This is a genomic window from Chryseobacterium subflavum (assembly GCF_055762745.1).
In genome coordinates this window covers 1,307,808-1,326,139 of the sequence record NZ_JBVTMR010000001.1, presented here as the reverse complement: position 1 = coordinate 1,326,139, position 18,332 = coordinate 1,307,808, and the positions used below count along the sequence as shown (strand labels likewise).

The window sequence follows — 18,332 nt, the reverse complement described above, 5'->3', positions numbered from 1 at the left end:
TTACAGTTCTGAAATTTTCTTTCTAAAATATTGATTTGTCTCTACGATAAGGTCATAGTTCGCCCGTTTTAGCCTCTGGCTTACCGAAGATTGCGATATGGCAAACTTCCTGGCTAGATCTTCCTGGGTGATATCTTTATTCATAATCATTTCATGAATAATTTCTGCGGTAGCCATTGTCCAGTTATCAAAATCTTTTGAAGCCCACTTTAAAAGAATATTGAGGTCCCTGTCTACCGTTTCGTTCGATGTTTTAATAGCAACAGTATCACCATCACTCTTTAATCCATTCAGTAATCTTCCGGAATTAACGTAGGCCGTTCCATTGGATTCGGTAATCTTTTCGGATGAAAAGTTTTCCTCACCAATACCGATGGCTATCCTTACATCTAAATTTTCCTGACTTTTTATAATAGATTTTATGGCTAGAAAACGCCAGAAAACTTCATCGATAGTACACTTAAACTGAAATTCATCTCCTCTGTAAATTTCCCATGTGAGGGGTGAGCTCCCCCAATTCTCCAGGAGATTCTTTAGTTTGGTAATCCAAACTTCTGTGTCTGCATGTTGCGAATTTATAATATCACCGGTGATGACCGCTATCATTTTGCAAATATAAGCATAATTACTTATAAATAAAAGATATAAGCAGAAACACTTATAGATATTAATTATTAGTGAATCTGCTTATATCAATATCCTGTAAAACAGTAGATTCAACGGGATATGAGCTCTTTGAAAATTAATTTCCAGAACTATAATTTCATTACTTTTTAAAGTGAAAAAATCTATTTTCTGAATTTTATAAAGTTATTTCTTGATAAATTTAAATACTTTGTTATCCAGTTTTAAAAGATAATGACCGGATTGTAAATTCTGCACGGAAATATTATTTTTATTTAGGAAAGGTGTTTTTTCAGTAATCAATACCCTTCCGGACCAGTCGATGATCTGTGCCGTTTCTATGCCTTCTGTTTTTCCGGTTACAAATATATTTTCACTGACAGGATTAGGATATATTTTAAGCTCTTCCTGTCCGGAATACTGAATATCCTGTAAAAATAAAGTTCCCGTATCTTCACAATGATCAGCAGGATGTGCATCCCATTCATTTATATTAAAAGAAGTTGTGGGCTGAGTAACATTAGCTTTTCTGTAAAGAGAAACGTCAGTCAATTGAGATGAATTGGATTGGGACTTGATACCAATAGCATCAACAGTTGCCGATTTATAGCTCAGCTCAATATACTGGCTTCCTGAAAATGTCATTTGCGGGGCTGCAGTAACAAACTTAGCGCTTTCATTGCCAAAGCATGAAAAACTGGCGTTAGGATTTAAAATCATAAAAGTTTCATTATTCTGTACGGTCCCCTCCAGCTCATATGGAGCGGGAAAATAATAATTGGTACCACTAGGAAACTGAATAGCAAGCCTGTAATTGCTTAAATTCACCGCATGCCCCGTTCTGTTGGTAATCTCAATAGCTTTATTATTGGATGTTCCTTCTAAATATTTAGAAACAAAAAGGTCTTTGGAATATACATCGGAAGCAAGAGTGGTTACTGAAACAATATTACTGTCTGGTGAAAAAAGATATCCGTTATCATAGGCTTTAACCGTATAATTGTAGTTGGTAGAAGGAGAAAGATGATCGATGCTTATCGAGGTATTTCTTGTTGATGCCACCAGCGACCCATTCTGATAAATCTTATATCCAATAACATCGGAACTTGTACTTGGCGTCCAGCTCAATGTTGTAAAGTAGGTGCTTGTCTGACTCACAGTTAGATTCGTTGGTGATTGAGGAGAAACCGTGTCCGGAACCTGTCCCCAGATATCATTTACCCATTGCGGATGATCAATAAATGGATTTCTGTTCTTTTGTATCATGTAAACAGAATTATTTCTGTCAATTTCTCTTTGGGAAACAGGATCCTGGGCATGCCACTGGAGAAGCATAGCTATATACGCATCATCAAATGCTTTTTCTTCCGTACCGTCCAGAGGATTGGTATCCGAGGCCGGATTTGCATTATTGTTGAATTTAAAAGTTCCTAATTTTCCTTCATACCTCACCGCAAAATACAATAAGCTCCTGGCAATATCTCCTTTAAACTCATCTATCGGTTCATAAACACGTCCTGTATAAGCATAATTGGGAATGGCACTTCTTCCGATTTTGGAAGAATTGGTAAAGGTGTAAAATACATTAGAAGGTGTTGTAGTAGAAATTCCATAAGGATAATTACTTCTCAACTGATTGATCCTTGCATCTGTTGGTACTACATAAAACAAATCCGAATACATGGGATAGTTACTGTAAAATGTACTTTGAGGCATCATATGCTCTCTGTTCCATCCGAGTCCTTCTGCCGACGAACTTCCTATAAGATTAGCGGTCGTATATTCGTAAGCATCCGGTCCTGTCGGAATTTCAGAGTACATATCCAATAGTATGGTCGTGTTGCTTGCATCATGATCATAATAAATATCGAGATCCGTCTGATTATAATAATTGGTGAGATCACCATAATGCCAGCTTATGTTCTTGGTCGAAATAATGTCATGCAATCTGGACTTCAATGCAAATCCGGTAAGTCCCGTTGTTCCGTCATAATATCCGGCCGGAGCTTGTGCTGAAACAAAAGAGGAAAATAAGATAATAGATCGTAAAAGTTTTTTCATATTCTAAAATTTGGTATTGTAAAGTAGATAAATAATCAATATCTCTTTACACGATTTTTATTAAAAAATTATTAAATTATATTATGTAAAAAACTGATAGTTAATTTATTGTAGACATAATATTACGCATTGGATAATTTATTTTCGTATTTCTACAATTTAAGTATCTTTGAGAACTAACTATTTACTTATATAATGAATACCGAGATTGTTGACAACATCAAAATGATAGCAGAAACAGCAAAAGAATTTGCTGAAAAAAACATCAGACCCCATATTATGGAATGGGACGAGAGCCAGACTTTTCCAAAAGATCTATTTCATCAATTAGGAGAAATGGGTTTTATGGGAATTGTTGTTCCTGAGCAATATGGAGGTTCCGGGTTAGGCTATCACGAATATGTTACCATTCTTGACGAAATTTCTCAGGTAGACCCTTCTATCGGACTTTCTTTAGCCGCACACAACTCATTGTGTACGAACCATATTTACGAATTTGGAAATGAAGAGCAAAGACATAGATGGCTGCCTCAGCTTGCAACAGGAAAAGTACTTGGAGCATGGGGATTAACAGAACACAATACGGGTTCTGATTCAGGAGGAATGTCTACAACAGCTGTGAAGGATGGTGATGAATGGGTAATCAATGGAGCTAAAAACTTCATTACTCATGCTATTTCCGGAGATATTGCAGTCGTAATGACAAGAACGGGAGAAAAAGGAGCAAAGAATAATTCAACTGCTTTTGTTTTGGAAAAGGGAATGCCGGGTTTCACTTCAGGAAAGAAAGAGAACAAACTGGGAATGCGTGCTTCTGAAACGGCTGAATTAATTTTTGATAATGTACGTGTACCAGATTCTAATCGTTTAGGAGAAGTTGGAGAAGGCTTCAAGCAAGCTATGAAAATCCTGGATGGGGGAAGAATATCTATTGCAGCATTAAGTCTTGGGACAGCAAGAGGTGCATATAAAGCAGCATTAAAGTATGCTAAGGAAAGACATCAGTTCGGAAAATCTATCGCAAGCTTTCAGGCTATTAATTTCATGCTTGCTGATATGGCAACTGAAATTGACGCTGCTGAACTTCTTATTCACAGGGCTTGTACATTAAAGAATGCAAAACAAAAAATGACCAAAGAAGGAGCAATGGCGAAGTTATTTGCTTCTGAAGCTTGTGTGAGAATTGCAAATAATGCAGTTCAGATCTTTGGAGGTTATGGATATACTAAAGATTTTCCTGCAGAAAAATATTACAGAGATTCTAAACTTTGTACCATTGGTGAAGGAACTTCAGAAATCCAGAGATTGGTAATCGGAAGAGATATTACACAATAATTTATTTTCTACTATCATGATTAAACAGGCTCTTTTAGGTGAGTTTCTCTATGAAGCAGAGAATACCCGGAAAATTTTAAATGCAATTCCCGACAGTGTTCTGGACTGGAAACCTTCCGATAAAAGCTGGACCACGGGCCAACTGGCTTCACATATTGCAGAGATTTACAACTGGTATGAATATACTTTCAATCAGGATACTTTCGATATGGGAATCTACCAATATGATAAAGGGGATATTTCCACAATTCAAAATATTGTAGCAAAGTTTGAAAATAATGTCAGTAGAGCCCAACAAGTAATAGAGGACTCTGATGAAAGTACATATTTTAATGAGTGGAAAATGGAAATGAATGGAAAAATTCTTTTCGCTCCTACTCCAAGAGTTCAGGTAATCAGAGGCTTTTTATTTAATCATTTATATCATCACAGAGGAGAACTGGTTGTTTATCTGAGATCAACGGGAAATAAAGTTCCTGGATTGTATGGCCCTACGGCTGATGATAGATTGTAATGTAGAGTTAACTTATCAATAAATGAATAGCATGCGTATTTTACGTATGCTATTTTCTTTTTTTGATACAATATGAATTTTATTATTCTTAACATAATGCTTAATATATTTAAAATATAATCAAAAATTTTCTTAAAAAATTTTGTTTTCTGTTGTAAATTTTTTATTAGCTTTGACATTCCACAATCAAACAAATATTTTATGAAAAAACAATTAACTCTGATTGGAGTGCTTTTTATGACGGGCATTTCTTTCGCTCAGACCGATCGTCTCTGGTCTCAAAGTTCACAGAAAACATCTGCAAATGTTTTCGAGAATAAAACGAACATCAATAATCCAAAAGTCTATACACTGGACATAGACGGTTTGAAAAACGCGCTTTCAAGAGCTCCCAAAAGACTGGCTGCCGGCGAAAAATCACAAGTCATTATTTCTTTTCCTAATTCCGACGGGAAAATGGAAAACTTTAAAGTAAAGGAAAATTCAAATTTTGATCCACAACTGGCAGCCCGGTATCCGGACATCAAATCTTACGTTGGTGAGGGTCTTGGAGATTCTAATTCCACAGTTTATTTCAGTATTTCACCCTTAGGATTATCCTCGATGGAAATCTATGGTGATAAATCGGCTGTGTTCATCGAGCCTTACACCAAAGATCTTTCAACGTATGTGGTTTATAAAAAATCAGACAAAAAAGACAATCTTAACAAATTTGAATGTACTGTTATTGATGTTGCCCAAAAAGGGATTGATAATACCAGTCTCGCTGCAAGACCTAACGCTGATGATGCCAAGCTGAGAACTTTCAGATTAGCACTTTCCTGCACGGGAGAATACACTACTTATTTTGGGGGAACAAAAGCCAACGCTTTAGCTGCAATGAACAATACAATGACCCGTGTAAACGGTGTTTTTGAAAAAGATTTCGCAGCAAGAATGGTTTTAATTTCTAACAATGATGCTGTAATTTACACTAATGCTTCTACGGATCCTTACTCTCCTTCAAGCAGTATGAATAATTGGAATTCGCAACTTCAAAATACCCTAACTTCTGTGATTGGCGAGGCTAATTACGACATCGGACACCTTTTCGGGGCTACCGGAGGTGGTGGAAATGCCGGATGTATCGGATGTGTTTGTACAAACGGCTCGAAAGGAAGCGGCTACACCTCCCCTGCGGATGCAATTCCTTCAGGAGATAATTTTGATATTGATTATGTAGCGCATGAGATGGGGCATCAGTTCGGAGGAAACCATACATTCTCTATGAGCAATGAAGGAACCGGAGCTAATATGGAACCTGGTTCAGGATCTACCATCATGGGATATGCAGGAATTACCTCTCAGGATGTACAACCCCATTCTGATGCATTTTTCCATGCAATAAGTATCCAGCAGATCACTAATAATATTAAAGCTAAAACATGTCCTGTAAGTACAGCAACAGGAAATGCAATTCCAACCGCTAATGCAGGATCTGATTACACTATTCCTAAAGGCACACCATTTATGTTAACAGGAACCGGTACGGATTCAAACGGAGATTCCTTAACCTATATATGGGAACAAATGGACAATGCTTCTTCGTCACAGACAGGAGCAAGCTCTGCAGCCAGCGCAACAAAAGCATCCGGACCTACTTTCAGATCATGGACTCCAACAACTTCTCCAACCAGATATTTTCCAAGGATGGCTTCTATCCTTGCCGGTGCTACCACAACCGCAGGTTCAGAAATTACTGTAGAAGCTTTATCTAATGTAGCAAGAACACTGAACTTCAGATTTACAGTTCGTGATAACAGAGCCGGAGGTTCAGGAAACAATTCTGATGATGCAGTGATTACGGTAAATTCTACAGCAGGACCATTTGTGGTTTCGTCCCAAAATTCAGCAACGACATATACAGGAGGAACTTCCCAAACTGTAACATGGGATGTAGCAGGAACTACAGGAAATAATGTAAATGCTGCTAATGTAGATATTCTTTGGTCAACTGACAGTGGAAATACCTGGACTACATTATTGGCCGGAACACCTAATGATGGAAGCCAGGCTGTTACCATACCTAATGCCTCTACGACAACAGGGAGAATTATGGTAAAAGGTTCCAATCATGTATTCTTTGATGTAAATAATGCTAACATCACGGTAAATGCAGGTTCAGGAGGAACTGATACTGTAGCGCCTACAGCACCTACTCTTGCTGCTTCCGGTACTACTGCAACCACAACCAATTTATCATGGAGCGGAGCTACGGATAATGTAGGGGTTACCGGATATGATGTGTACCAGGGTGCTTCATTAATAGGATCTACTGCTTCTACTTCTTATACAGTAACAAGCTTAAGTCCATCTACCACTTACAGCTTTACCGTTAAAGCAAAAGACGCCGCAGGAAACACTTCAGCAGCCAGTAATTCCGTAAGTGTAACAACTCTTGCAGGAAGCACGGTAACTTATTGTTCAGCAAGTGCAAACAATACTGCTGACGAAAGAATAGGAAACGTGAAGTTTGGAACAATCAACAACACTTCTACGGGAACTGCAGGATACGAAAATTTCACATCTGTTTCCACTAATGTTACAAGAGGAACTGCCTATACAATTTCTATTACTCCGGTATGGACTTCAACCGTATACAGTGAAGCGTACGCAGTATATATTGACTACAATCAAAACGGAGTCTTTACAGATAGCGGCGAATTGGTATGGACCAAATCAGGATCTACTACAACACCGGTAACGGGAAGTATAACGATTCCGGCTTCTGCTGCACTTGGCTCTACAAGAATGAGAGTAATGATGCAGTACAGCTCTATCCCATCATCATCTTGCGGAACTTATACGTATGGACAAGTTGAGGATTACACAGTAAATATCGGATCAACATCTAAAGGAGACATATTAGGTGGTAATAATATGCTTACAGATATCAAACTTTATCCTAATCCGGTAAAAAATATCCTTAATGTTTCCAATACAACATCTGAAGAATATAAAATCTTCGATATGACAGGAAAATTAATCAATTCAGGAAAACTCGAAAGAGGATCTGTTAATGTAAATAATCTCGTAAAAGGAGCTTATATGATACAAATTGGTGAAATTTCAAGGAGATTCATTAAAGATTAATAATATTAAATCAGAATTAAATGAAAAAGCTACCTCGCCAGAGGTAGTTTTTTTATTTGCTGATTTAGAAAAAAATTAATCATTTATTTTGTTTTAATTTATTTTATTCATTTTTTATTAAAAAATTAACTATTATTCAATTCGTAAATGAAAATAATAATTAATACCTAGTAAAAATATGAATTAAGTACGTTTTTCGTAATATTATTTTCGTTAGCTTTGGTATTCCACAATTAAACAATATTTTATATGAAAAAACAGTTATCCATGATTGGGGTGCTTTTAATTTCGGGCATCTCTTTCGCGCAGACCGATCGTCTCTGGTCTCAAACTTCACCAAAGACAGCATCGCAGGTTTTTGAGAACAAAACCGGCATTACTGATCCAAAAGTGTACTCACTAAATCTTGATGCACTCAAAAGCGTCCTTTCAAAAGCTCCAAAAAGATTGTCTGCGGGAGAACCATCAGAAATTATTATTTCTTTTCCTAATTCAGAAGGAAAAATGGAAAATTTTAAAGTAAGGGAAAACTCAAACTTTGATCCTCTTTTAGCTGCGAAATATCCGGATATTAAATCGTATGTTGGACAGGGAGCAGAAGATAAAAGTTCGACTGTGTATTTCAGTATTTCTCCTTTGGGGCTTTCTTCTATGGAAATTTACGGCGACCGCTCTGCTGTTTTTATTGAGCCTTACACGAAGGATCTTTCTACGTATGTAATTTATAGGAAGTCTGATAAAAAGGATGCCCTTAATAAATTTGAATGTAAAGTGATTGATGTTGCACAGAAAGGGATTGATAAAACAACCGTTGTTGCAAGACCGAATGCTGATGATTCAAAGTTAAGAACCTTTAGATTAGCCCTCTCCTGCACCGGTGAGTATACGTCTTATTTTGGAGGAACTAAAGCAAATGCCCTGGCTGCTATGAATAACACAATGACCCGTGTAAACGGAGTGTTTGAAAAAGATTTTGCTGCCAGAATGGTCCTTATCTCAAATAATGATGATGTCATTTACACCAATTCATCCACCGATCCTTATTCCCCTTCATCACAGCTTGATAATTGGAATTATGAACTTATGCAAACCTTACATTCAACAATTGGTGATGCCAATTTTGATATAGGACATTTATTCGGAAAAGATGGTGGTGGTGGTAATGCAGGTTGTATAGGCTGTATTTGCAGCAATGACGATACAACTTATGTAGATGGAGGAGTTACATATCCTGAAAACTATAAAGGAAGCGGATACACCTCACCGGCAGACGGTGTTCCTTCAGGAGATAGTTTTGATATAGATTATGTAGCTCATGAGATGGGACATCAGTTTGGAGGTAATCATACATGGTCTTATCAAACCCAAAACGGATTGCAACCTGTAGAACCGGGATCCGGATCTACCATAATGGGCTATGCAGGGATTACAAGTTATGATGTGCAAGCTCACTCGGACGCTTTATTCCATGCATTAAGCATTCAGCAGATTACGGACAATATTAAAGCGGCAACCTGCTCTGTAAATACTGCTACAGGAAATTCCATCCCAACAGCTAATGCAGGCCTTGATTACACTATTCCTAAAGGCACGCCTTTTATGTTGACAGGAACCGGTACGGATGCTGACGGAGATACATTAACTTATATCTGGGAGCAAATGGATAAGGGAACTTCTTCACAAACAGGATCCAGTTCTGCAGCCAGTGCTACAAAAACCGTTGGTCCTACATTCAGATCATGGACACCAACTGCCTCTCCTACCAGGTATTTCCCAAGAATGGCTTCTATCCTTGCAGGTGCTACAACTACCTCAGGATCGGAAATCACAGTAGAAGCATTATCTAATGTGGCAAGAAAACTGAATTTCAGATTTACAGTTCGTGATAACAGAGCCGGTGGATCAGGAAATAATTCCGATGATGCTATAATTACAGTAAACTCTACAGCTGGTCCATTTAAGGTGAGTTCCCAAAATTCTGCCGTAACTTATGCCGGGGGAAGCTCTCAAACCATAACATGGGACGTTGCAGGAACTACAGGAAATAATGTAAATGCGGCTAATGTGGATATATTATGGTCAACCAATAGTGGAACTACCTGGACCACTTTGCTGGCGGGAACTCCAAATGACGGCACCCAGGCAGTAACAATTCCTAATGTTGCAACAACAACAGGAAGAATTATGGTAAAAGGAAGCAATCACATTTTCTTTGATGTGAACAATGCCAATATAAAGGTAACTGCATCTTCAGCCAAACAAAAAGACATCACTAAAGACCTGATCACCGAGGTGAAGCTCTTCCCTAACCCGGTAAAAAATATCTTAAATGTTTCAAACGCTACTTCAGAAGAATATAAAATTTTTGATATGGGCGGGAAACTAATTAATTCAGGAAAACTTGAAAGAGGAGCCATTAATGTAAGTGGCCTTATTAAGGGAGTTTATTTACTTCAGACTGGAGAAACAACAAAAAGGTTTATTAAAGAATAATTATCTTGATAACAATGATCTTAAGGCTGCTCTTTTTAGAGCGGCCTTTTTTTATTCAATTCATCTTATAGAAAAGTAATAAATTCTAAAATTAAAAACTAAAAAAGTAAATAATTCATTAATTATTAATTTTTAAAGTAATTTATTCTTTTTTTATAGTTTTTTAATTTAAATTTATCGAATCATTGTACCGCCTGCCATCGGGTATTCGGGTCGAAGATGCTATTAGTAAGCATTGCCTGATTCATATCACTTTGCATTCCATTACTTTGGATAAAGTCTTAATAAGCGCCTTATTTTACATCCAAAGTGAACCAATAAATTTATTCCGAAGATGACCGCCAATATTCACTAGATGAATATTAATGAAAAAGATATGCCTCCTGACACTAACTTAATTATAAATAAAAAACTAATTATTATGAAACATTTACTGAAGTATTTACTTTTTTTATCCGTTATTTTTTTCTCGACTGCTTGTAGTTCGGACAGGGATGATGAAATTGATAACACAAACGGAGTTACCCACGTATTTTATAAGACCGCTGATGAATTTGCATTAACTTATGATACCGCGGGACTGGTTAACCAGGATATCCGGAATCAGGCTTTCGAATTATACAAACAGGGAAAATGGAGTGAACTGGAAGCTCTTTTTAAAGCCAATAATCTAAATGGAGGCTGGCCCCCTGCCAATGGAGGATATAATATAGTTGATAATGTTCCCTTTCAGGCCGGGCAAAAGTTTGACCGGTACAGCGGAGCGATTAATTATAATGGAAGCGGAATTCCTACGTTAGGAGGCAGTTTTACAAGTCCTATTATAAACGGGTATGTGTATACTTTCTCTCAAAGAGCATTAAATCAACCTGAAAACACCTATGATTTTTATTATGAGATCGATGTTCTGAATAATTCATTACCTTTCACTTCTCAAACAGCTGATGTAATTCCCTGGTTTAATCAGGTAGGTGGCGGAAAACAAACGATGTGGAAAATCCCTATAGATCCGGCAACCGGCTATCAGAAAACCTGGAATAAGCTGGCGGAGGAAGGATATGTGAAAATAACCATAAAAAAAAGTCCAAGCGGTCATTACAACAATTTAGTAGGTACAGTGATTCAATAAAAGACAGATCCTGATGTATTCAATATCAAAAAAAATAAGAATTGGCAGAAAAGTTCTCGTAGCAAAAACAGTTTTTACCAATGGTGAAATTATCCCATCTGCAGTCACAACATTTGCCTGTTGTGACTGCGGTTATGAAAATAAACTCGAAATTATCCCTTATCAATCAGGGTTCCCGATCCTTCAGATTTATCAGAGTGACAAAGTCCTTTCGAAAAATGAATTAACAGATAATGGTATTGTTGCTCCCACCCTCCCTAGCATGTTGCATTTTGGAGAATTAACGGTTTCTAATTTACCTACCTTATACTTTGGTACGGACTGTCCATCCTGCCACTCCTCTTATATCTGTGTTTTCAGTTATGGTGAAAAACAACCGGGAGCAACGGTCTTACATATTTCCGGGGTCTGGAAATTTGAAAAAATGGAGTAATCTGTTTTTAATCATCATTTTGATAATTTCGCATGGTTACTAATGAACATGATTATCTGCAAAATCCGCCAGAGGATCATGAAGTAGATTACAGAGAAGTAGGCTATATTCTACCGTTTTTAGGTACATTTTGCGTTGTACATTTTACCATTAGCAAATCGTTTTCTATCTTTGCTTTAAATAAAAAAATTCATGGATAAAATTGATAGTCTGAACCAAGTAGCAGAATTCCATACTACTTTTAAAGCCCCTATTTTAGAAACACCACAAATTCCTTCTTCTGAAAGATGTAATCTTAGAGTTGAACTGTTACAGGAAGAATTAAACGAATTAAAACAAGCAATCGCAGATAATGACATCGTTGAAATTGCAGATGCTTTATGTGATTTACAATACGTTTTGAGTGGTGCTGTTTTAGAATTTGGTCTTGGCAACAAATTTGTAGAGCTTTTCAACGAAGTTCAGCGTTCCAATATGTCAAAAGCATGTGACAATGAGGAGCAGGCAAATGAAACTGTTGAATTCTATAAAGAAAAAGAAGTAGAATCTTTTTATGAAAAATCAGGAGAAAAATTCAACGTTTACAGAAAAACCGATCACAAAGTTCTGAAAAACAAATACTATTCTCCTGCTGATTTGAAAACGATCATCGAGAAATAAAATATGAAAAAATTTATTACAAATACTGTTGCTATTTCAGGATTGTTCCTGGCTACCCAGCAGCTCAGTGCTCAGAAAGTGGTTGTAAACCGTGAGGTAGAAACCCAGAATGATGGCAAAATGCTTTTGGGGAACCAGTTAAAAGAACAATTTTTAAAGGCACCTTATGCAGATTGGTATGTGAAAGAGCATGATGAATATGCTTTAGATCAGAAGGCCATTGCAGACTTGAAAAAAGCTAAAATAAGTTCTTATCACATTATCGTTTTCATGGGAACCTGGTGTGAGGATAGTCACCGGGACTTTCCGAGACTGATGAGAATTCTGGAAGAAGTAAATTTTCCGGATAACAGGCTGACCATTATTGCAGTCAATCGCAAAAAGGAATCTCCATCAGGAGAAGAAGGTATTTATAATATCCAGAAAGTTCCGACTATTATTGTTGAAAAATATGAAAAAGAAATCGGAAGAATTATTGAAATGCCCAAAACCGGTTATGTAGAAAGGGATCTGGTAGAAATTCTGAAAAAAGATGACAAATCGGTACTTAAAGAAATATTTAAAAAGTAAATATTGAAAAATAATAAGCTTATACTATCTTTTGTAGCAGGAATTCTTGTGATGCTTTTCCTGTTTTTCGGTCTTAAGTCCTGTTTTAATTTTGGAGGCAAAACGGAAAAATCGGATTATTATATTCTGACGAACCAGATTTCCAAAATGAATAAAATGGTGGTTTTGGAACAGAATATTTCCAGCATGCAGAAAACCAAAATGGGTTATGAAGTATTCGGAAACGAAGTATCCAGTAACAGTATAATCACCTATACCAAGACCAATGCCCAGGTTTCCTACGATCTTAATAAAATGAAGATAGAGGTGGATTCGATCAATAAAAAACTGGTTATTACTCAGCTGCCTAATGCCGATATCCGAATTACTCCAAGTGTGGAAATACAGTCGCTTGACGATTCTTTCTTTAACAGGATTTCTGAAAAAGACATTAAAAATGTAACCAACAAAGCAAAAGAAACAGCTATTAAAGCTATTGATGAAAATAAGCTACGAAATGAAGGACGTAAGCAATTGATGGAAAATCTTAATAATATTTTTGTTTTGGCAAAGGCTTTGAATTATACCATTGAAGACAAAACAGGTCAACTCGGTATTTTAGAACTTTAAAATCTAAGCTATGAATTCAAAAGATAATGCTAAAAAAAAGGAATCTGCCAATGCTGCAGAATCGAAAAAACAAAACCAGGATTTCCCGGATATTCCTGCATCATCTAAGAAAACCAATCCACCGGATATCGATAAAGAGGATATTGAAAAATCTTCGAAGAATAAGTCCGGAAAAACAGATAATACCCGTCGGTAAAATAATGAAAGGTCTGCTTCAGAAGAAGCAGACCTTTTCAATATAAAAAAAATAAAATCAAACTCTTAGTTATCACTATACAATAGTGGATTTTCCGATCTTGATATTCTCAAAATTGTAATATGATTTTTCGGAAAACCTGATATAATCTGCAATGAAGTCCCCTACTTCGCTTGTAGAATAAGATTGCTTCGCATTAAGATCTACGGTTACATATTTGTTTTCAATGGCATGTTCTACCGATTCTCTCAATTTATCTGCTGCCTGATTCAATTTCAGGTGATCCAACATCATTGCCGTACTCAATATTGAGGCTACAGGATTAGCAATACCTTTGCCTTTTGCCTGCGGATAAGACCCGTGAATAGGCTCAAATAGTGCATTTTCATTTCCTATAGATGCGGAAGGCAGAAGTCCTATGGAACCGCCGATTACACTCGCTTCATCAGAAATGATGTCTCCAAACATATTCTCCGTTACGATAACATCAAATTGTTTAGGATTAAGGATCAGCTGCATCGCAGCATTATCTACAAACATAAAATCCAACTGAACTTCAGGATATTCCTGGGCGATTTCCTTACAGATCTTTCTCCACAATCTTGAAGTGTCCAGAACATTAGCTTTATCAATAAGCGTTAATTTCTTTTTACGTTTTTGGGCTTCCTGAAATGCCATATGGACAATAGGTATAATATCTTCCCTGCTGTATTTACAAACATCATAGGCATAAGCTCCTTCTTCATCGGTAAATTTTTCACCAAAATAGATCCCACTCACCAATTCCCTGAAAATCTGAATATCCGCTCCTTCAATGATTTCTCTTTTCAAAGGACTTTTCTCAATCAATGAAGAATAGGTTTTTAACGGCCTGATATTGGCAAAAAGCCCTAATTCCTTACGAAGCTTCAGCAATCCCTGTTCAGGTCTTACTTTTGCGTCGGGATTATTATCAAAAGCAGGGTCGCCTATCGCTCCAAAAAGCACGGCATCTGATTCTTTACAAATGGCCAGTGTTTGTTCAGGCAACGGATCTCCTGTCTGAAAAATTGCTTCTGCTCCCATCAATCCATAGGTAAACTGGAAATTGTACTGGAACACTTCACCAATCACTTTAAGGATTTTTACACTCTCACTGACCACCTCAGGACCAATTCCGTCTCCGGGAAGTACAGCTATTTTGAAATAATTATTGTTCATATACTTTTTGTGTTTTTAATTCAAACTCTTTTATGGCTTCTTTTTTACTGATCAGAAAATCAATGTCGTCATATCCGTTAAGCAAACAGATTTTCTTATAAGAATCCAATTCAAAATATTCTGTTTTACCATTAAAACTTATAGTTTGCTGTTCAACGTCTATGGTAATTTCCTTTTCAGGATTTTCTGTAATGTCCGTTAAGATTTCCTGTAAGAATACATCAGAAACCTTTACAGGCAACAAACCGTTATTCAAGGCATTTCCTTTGAAAATATCCGCAAAATAACTGGATACAATCACTTTAAACCCATAATCGGTTAAAGACCAGGCAGCATGTTCACGGCTACTCCCACAACCAAAGTTATTACCGGCTACTAAAATCTCACCGCGGTACTGGGGTTTATTTAAAATGAAATCAGCATTTGGCTCATTGGTATGAACATCATATCTCCAATCTCTGAACAGATTATCTCCAAACCCTTTTTTGTCTATACTCTTCAGAAACCTTGCCGGAATGATCTGATCAGTATCTATATTCTCTATAGGCAAAGGAATTGCACTTGATTTTATTATAGTTAGCTTTTGCATTGCTTTAGTTTACTAGATTACAATATGTTTTGGTTAAAAGCTGCTTTATTTAAAATGTATGAGAAATCAGTTCAAACAAAAGCAGCTATTTTTAACATCCTCTATTTGTATGTCTTATTATTAATTTAAATTTTCAAAAACGCTTATTCTGCCTTCTATGGCGACTTTAGCAGCAGTCAACGGACTTGCCAGAATAGTTCTGGCTCCCTGTCCCTGTCTGCCTTCAAAATTTCTGTTGGAGGTCGAAACGCAATATTCACCTTCAGGAATCTTATCATCATTCATGGCCAGACAGGCTGAACATCCGGGCTGCCTGATCTGAAAACCGGCATCATTGAATATTTTATCAAGGCCTTCTTCATAGATCTGCTTTACGACAAGCTGGGATCCGGGAACAATAAGCGCTTTAACATTTTGAGATTTATTCTTTCCCTTAATATATTGCGCTGCAGAGCGAAAATCTTCAATCCTTGCATTCGTACAGCTTCCAATAAATACATAATTTACCTTAATATCAGAAGGAGACTGACCGGCTTTTAATCCCATGTATTGCAACGCCTTTTCCTCGGATTCATTTTGTGGAACAGGAATAATCTCATCCAAAGAGATACCCATTCCCGGGTTTGTTCCATAGGTAATCATAGGTTTTATTTCTGATGCATCGAAACTAAATTCAGCGTCAAATGTGGCATCTTCGTCCGTTTTCAGACTCTTCCAATAGGCAAGCTTTTCTTCCCACTCCTCTCCTTTTGGTGCAAAAGGTTTTCCTTTTACATAGGCAAAAGTCGTTTCATCAGGAGCAATCATTCCTCCTCTGGCTCCCATTTCAATACTCATATTGCACACCGTCATTCTTCCTTCCATCGACATTTCCTCAAAAACAGACCCCGCATATTCACAGAAATACCCGGTTCCTCCATTAGTTCCTACTTTAGAAATAATGTACAGGATAACATCCTTGGGCTGAACATCTTTTTTAAGCTTTCCATTAACCGTAATCCTCATTGATTTCGGTTTATTGAGCAATAAACACTGGCTCGCAAAAACCTGTGCTACCTGGCTGGTTCCGATACCAAAAGCTATTGTTCCGAAAGCTCCGTGTGTAGAAGTATGACTATCTCCGCATACAATGCTCATTCCCGGCTGCGTGATCCCCAGTTCCGGTGCAATAATGTGGACAATTCCCTGATAGGGATGCCCAAGACCATACAGTTCGATATTATTTTTGGTACAGTTTTCAGTAAGTTGTTGTACCTGGTTTCTTGAAGACTCATCGCGGATAGGCTGCTCCTGATTTAAAGTCGGTACATTGTGATCTGCTGTAGCTACAATCTGATCAGGCCTGAATATTTCAAGATTTCTTGATTCCAGTTCAGCGAAAGCCTGAGGACTTGTTACTTCATGAATAAGATGTTTATCGATATAAATAATTTGCGGTCCGTCAGGAATTGTTTCCACCACATGAGCATCCCAGACCTTATCAAAAAGTGTTTTCTTATTATTGTTCATTTTTTTGTTTGATTTTATTGAGAAATGATGTGAAATGCCTAACTGATTTTTCTCGTTAATGCATTCATCATCAGGCTAAGATCATCATTATCCACTTCTTTTTTAGCATCTGCAATTTTTAAAAACTCCCCATACAAAAAGTCCAGCTCATTTTTGGTAACATCAAAGCCGATATGCTTAAAACGGTATGCAAGAGCAGAACGTCCGCTTCTTGCTGTAAGAATAATCGAAGATTCGGTTACTCCCACATCTTCAGGATTCATGATCTCATAAGTTTCCCTGTTCTTGATCACACCATCCTGGTGGATGCCCGAACTGTGGGCAAACGCATTGGCTCCTATGATTGCTTTATTAGGCTGAACAGGCATTCCCATAAGGTCTGATACCAAAGAACTCATTGTATTCAACATTCTGGAATTAACATCTGTATGAAGTCTAAGGTCTTTATGTTGCTTCAGAATCATGACGACTTCTTCCAAAGCCGTATTTCCTGCTCTCTCTCCCAATCCGTTGATCGTACATTCAATTTGTCTTGCCCCGTTCATTACTCCTGCAATGGAATTAGCAGTTGCCAATCCCAAATCATTATGGCAATGGCATGAAAGGATTGCTTTATCAATGCCTTTTACATTTTCTTTTAGGTATTTAATTTTCTGTCCGTATTCCTCCGGCAGGCAATATCCTGTGGTGTCAGGAATGTTTAAAACGGTTGCCCCGGCTTTTATTACAGCTTCACAAACCCTGGCAAGGTATTCATTATCGGTTCTTCCTGCATCCTCTGCATAAAATTCAACATCTTCCACAAAGCTTTTAGCATATTTTACAGCATCCACTGCCCGTTCAATAATGTCTTCTCTGGTAGAGTTGAATTTATATTTAATATGTGAGTCTGAAGTTCCTATTCCTGTATGGATTCTGGGGCGTTTTGCATATTGCAATGCCTCGGCAGCCACTTCGATATCTTTTTTATTGGCCCTGGTCAGTCCGCAAACTTTTGCATTTCGTACCAACTTGGAAATTTCAGAAACGGAATGAAAATCTCCCGGACTTGATACCGGAAAACCGGCTTCTATTACGTCAATCCCTAGCTTATCAAGCCTTTCGGCGATAATTAATTTTTGTTCTGTGTTTAACTTACATCCCGGAACCTGTTCCCCATCACGCAAAGTGGTATCAAAAATTTCAATTTTTTCGGAATTCATAATGAAGTTTTTACTTAATTTTGATCCAAAACTAAGGCTTGCATATTTTTTACATTTTCAATTTTAATGAAAATTA

At 37.1% G+C, this 18,332-nt stretch carries 16 protein-coding genes; 10 read left to right on the top strand and 6 right to left on the bottom strand.

All coding sequences use genetic code 11. The annotated features are described in order from the left end of the window. Nucleotides 1–606, bottom strand: coding sequence for a SatD family protein (locus AC0INN_RS05680; protein ID WP_172282953.1), 606 nt, complete (start codon nt 604–606; stop codon nt 1–3). A 204-nt stretch (nt 607–810) separates the two neighbouring features. Next, a complete protein-coding gene (locus AC0INN_RS05675; RefSeq protein WP_273647934.1) occupies nt 811–2,685 on the bottom strand; it encodes an endonuclease in 1,875 nt (624 codons plus the stop codon). 195 nt (nt 2,686–2,880) lie between these two features. Between AC0INN_RS05675 and AC0INN_RS05670 the strand changes: the two genes are divergently transcribed. The 10 genes from AC0INN_RS05670 (at nt 2,881) to AC0INN_RS05625 (ending at nt 13,756) form a co-directional block, all read left to right on the top strand. Continuing rightward, entirely contained in the window at nt 2,881–4,020 is a 1,140-nt protein-coding gene (locus AC0INN_RS05670; RefSeq protein WP_172282956.1) for an acyl-CoA dehydrogenase family protein, read from the top strand. A 16-nt stretch (nt 4,021–4,036) separates the two neighbouring features. Then, nucleotides 4,037–4,534, top strand: coding sequence for a DinB family protein (locus AC0INN_RS05665; RefSeq protein WP_273647933.1), 498 nt, complete (start codon nt 4,037–4,039; stop codon nt 4,532–4,534). A 201-nt stretch (nt 4,535–4,735) separates the two neighbouring features. Beyond that, nucleotides 4,736–7,666 carry a reprolysin-like metallopeptidase gene (locus tag AC0INN_RS05660; RefSeq protein WP_273647932.1) on the top strand — a complete coding sequence of 977 codons (2,931 nt, stop codon included), beginning with the start codon at nt 4,736–4,738 and terminating at the stop codon, nt 7,664–7,666. Nucleotides 7,667–7,915: 249 nt separating this feature from the next. After that, nucleotides 7,916–10,159: a reprolysin-like metallopeptidase gene (locus tag AC0INN_RS05655; protein WP_306612195.1), complete on the top strand. Its 2,244-nt coding sequence runs from the start codon at nt 7,916–7,918 to the stop codon at nt 10,157–10,159. 421 nt (nt 10,160–10,580) lie between these two features. Beyond that, entirely contained in the window at nt 10,581–11,288 is a 708-nt protein-coding gene (locus AC0INN_RS05650) for a glycohydrolase toxin TNT-related protein (RefSeq protein WP_306612193.1), read from the top strand. A 13-nt stretch (nt 11,289–11,301) separates the two neighbouring features. Then, nucleotides 11,302–11,721, top strand: coding sequence for a hypothetical protein (locus tag AC0INN_RS05645; RefSeq protein WP_172282966.1), 420 nt, complete (start codon nt 11,302–11,304; stop codon nt 11,719–11,721). Between the two features lie 192 nt (nt 11,722–11,913). Then, nucleotides 11,914–12,381, top strand: a complete 468-nt coding sequence (locus AC0INN_RS05640) for a nucleoside triphosphate pyrophosphohydrolase family protein (protein WP_273647928.1) — start codon at nt 11,914–11,916, stop codon at nt 12,379–12,381. A gap of 3 nt (nt 12,382–12,384) precedes the next feature. Next, nucleotides 12,385–12,951 carry a thioredoxin domain-containing protein gene (locus tag AC0INN_RS05635; RefSeq protein WP_172282970.1) on the top strand — a complete coding sequence of 189 codons (567 nt, stop codon included), beginning with the start codon at nt 12,385–12,387 and terminating at the stop codon, nt 12,949–12,951. Between the two features lie 3 nt (nt 12,952–12,954). Further along, nucleotides 12,955–13,560 (top strand): DUF4230 domain-containing protein, encoded by a 606-nt coding sequence (locus AC0INN_RS05630; RefSeq protein ID WP_172282971.1) that lies wholly within the window; start codon nt 12,955–12,957, stop codon nt 13,558–13,560. A gap of 10 nt (nt 13,561–13,570) precedes the next feature. Continuing rightward, nucleotides 13,571–13,756, top strand: coding sequence for a hypothetical protein (locus AC0INN_RS05625; RefSeq protein WP_172282973.1), 186 nt, complete (start codon nt 13,571–13,573; stop codon nt 13,754–13,756). Between the two features lie 75 nt (nt 13,757–13,831). Here the strand turns inward: AC0INN_RS05625 and leuB are convergent, their stop codons facing one another. From leuB to AC0INN_RS05605, 4 genes are all read right to left on the bottom strand, one after another. Beyond that, nucleotides 13,832–14,956: a 3-isopropylmalate dehydrogenase gene (leuB, locus tag AC0INN_RS05620; RefSeq protein ID WP_306612188.1), complete on the bottom strand. Its 1,125-nt coding sequence runs from the start codon at nt 14,954–14,956 to the stop codon at nt 13,832–13,834. Continuing rightward, nucleotides 14,946–15,545: a 3-isopropylmalate dehydratase small subunit gene (leuD, locus tag AC0INN_RS05615; protein WP_306612186.1), complete on the bottom strand. Its 600-nt coding sequence runs from the start codon at nt 15,543–15,545 to the stop codon at nt 14,946–14,948. The genes leuB and leuD overlap by 11 nt, the downstream gene beginning before the upstream one ends. A gap of 120 nt (nt 15,546–15,665) precedes the next feature. Continuing rightward, nucleotides 15,666–17,054 (bottom strand): 3-isopropylmalate dehydratase large subunit, encoded by a 1,389-nt coding sequence (leuC, locus tag AC0INN_RS05610; protein WP_306612184.1) that lies wholly within the window; start codon nt 17,052–17,054, stop codon nt 15,666–15,668. 38 nt (nt 17,055–17,092) lie between these two features. Beyond that, nucleotides 17,093–18,256, bottom strand: a complete 1,164-nt coding sequence (locus AC0INN_RS05605) for a 2-isopropylmalate synthase (protein WP_273647925.1) — start codon at nt 18,254–18,256, stop codon at nt 17,093–17,095. Between the last annotated feature and the right edge of the window lie 76 nt (nt 18,257–18,332).